Here is a 2,074-nt window from a genome sequence, read left to right on the forward strand (position 1 = left end):
TAAGGGGAAATATTTACAACTATACCTAAATGAATTTGTCTATAAATTGAACCGCAGGTATTTTGGAGAACGCCTTTTTGACCGGCTCATCATTGCCAATATCATAGGGTATAACATTAAACGGATATTCAAAATTTAAAAAGTATAATATGAGAAATTTAATTTTAGAACTGATATTATTAGCTCCTTTATGTCTATTTGCTCAAAGCTCTGATTATAACATTTCCTCATATAATATTGAGGGGACAAAGGCACCAAACAATCATTATATTGGAGAAGCCTGGTTAAATGCTATAATTCACGACGATGCCGAATTTGATTATAACATAACAAAAGCTACTTTCAAAGCTAACTCAACTTTAGATTGGCATAAACATAGTTCTGTGCAAGTTTTAATAATTGTAGATGGTAAAGCTTATTATCAGGAAAGAGGAAAAAATCCTATAATTCTTCAAGAAGGTGATGTAATTAAATGTGAAAAAAATACTGAGCATTGGCATTCATCTACTAAAGATAATGATGTAACATATTTAGCTTTATATAGTGGTGAAGAACCAACAACTTGGACAGAGGTACTCACGCAAGAATATTATGACAATGTGCATAAAATGCTAAGAATGGATTAGTTAATACTTGAAACTATAAGCAACTAGAATTTAAATATTTGTCGCAATGCGAGCGTACAGCAACAGATAAACTCCAAGAGATCGTAGCGTTAAAAAGAAAAATCATGGACTTAAATCAACAAACAATACTAAACCGAAAAATCCGAGCCCTAATTTGTCCACTGGCGATAATTGATAACGTTACCTGAAAGCTGTCATAAATCAAAATCGAAATGACTAAAAAAAGCAAAATTCACTTTAACCAACTTCGTACTCGCTTACTGCGCCTGATTTTCTAAGGGAAAATCAAGCTCATCCGCGCACAGTTTTCCTACGGGACCGGACCTTACAACAAATATGAAAAAATACGGACTACTAATTTTATTATTTTCGTTTTCAATAAATGGTTGTACTTCTTTAAAAAGGTTAAAAACTGTAACTCAAGGGATTATTGTACAACAGAATTATATTGAAGAAATCCCATTCAAATTTATTGATGGACAAATATATGTTCAAGTTGAAATAAATGATAAATTCTATCCATTTATTTTTGATACAGGTAATGATCTCACCAGTATAGATTTATCATTAATAGATGAAATTGATTTCAGTTCTAATAGTGTGAATAACAAAATAACTGATGCTTCCAATATATCTAGGATTAACGATTATTTATCGCTGAAAAAATTGAGTATAGGAGGGATTGAATTTGAAAATATAGGTGCACAGACCACAGATTTCTCTCATTATAAGCAGGTGAACGCGTGTAAACCTTTTGTTGGCATTATAGGAAACAATCTCATGAGAAAAGCAAAATGGGAAATTAATTATCAGGATGAAACATTGAAAATAACCGACAATATTAAAAAGCTGAATATTCCAGAGGATGCCAGTAAGTTTAAGACTGATTCTGGAAATTATGGTAGTGCCGATATCAAAATCGCAATAAATGGTTTTAAAGATAAATATACCATTGATACTGGATTTAGCGGTTTTATGTGTGCAGGAATGAATTTGTTTGAAAAGATAATTTTAAAGGATAATATTAGATATACCTCAAGAACAGGCATAAATTCAATTAGCGCTCACGGATTTACAAAAACAACTAATTATAAGGTCAGAATAAAGAACATTGAACTGGGTAGTACAGAAATATCAGATCAAATAGTTGATTTTGAAACAGGTCAATCTAAGCTTTTAGGAAATGAATTTTTAAAACATTTTATAATCAGGATAGAGTGGGATGAAGAACTAATTTATTTAGAGAAAAAGATAAAATTAGAAAAACCTGAAATTAATACACATCAGGTAATATTTCACCCCAATTACTTAACAAATAAAATTGAAATTTATGGCTACTGGGACGACAATGCGTTAGAAAAATCTATAGAATTGGGCTCAGAATTTTTATCAATAAACGGAATTGATGTCTCAAATTTCAATACTTCAGAATTATGTGGTTTTTGGGA

The 2,074-nt window shown here is 30.8% G+C and carries 2 protein-coding genes; both read left to right on the forward strand.

The window, feature by feature from the left end; translation table 11 throughout:
• Positions 1 to 149 precede the first annotated feature (149 nt).
• Positions 150 to 626 (forward strand): cupin domain-containing protein, encoded by a 477-nt coding sequence (locus RM529_RS17030; RefSeq protein WP_311485947.1) that lies wholly within the window; start codon positions 150 to 152, stop codon positions 624 to 626.
• A gap of 336 nt (positions 627 to 962) precedes the next feature.
• Positions 963 to 2,074, forward strand: a 1,112-nt coding sequence (locus RM529_RS17035; protein WP_311485948.1) for an aspartyl protease family protein, incomplete at its 3' end; no start/stop codon positions are given.

Origin of the sequence: Autumnicola edwardsiae, from assembly GCF_031846505.1 — a bacterium.
Classification (GTDB): domain Bacteria; phylum Bacteroidota; class Bacteroidia; order Flavobacteriales; family Flavobacteriaceae; genus Autumnicola; species Autumnicola edwardsiae.

Coding starts and splice junctions, on each gene's coding strand:
- RM529_RS17030 (WP_311485947.1), top strand. CDS start 150: ATGAGAAATTTAATTTTAGAACTGATATTATTAGCTCCTTTATGTCTA.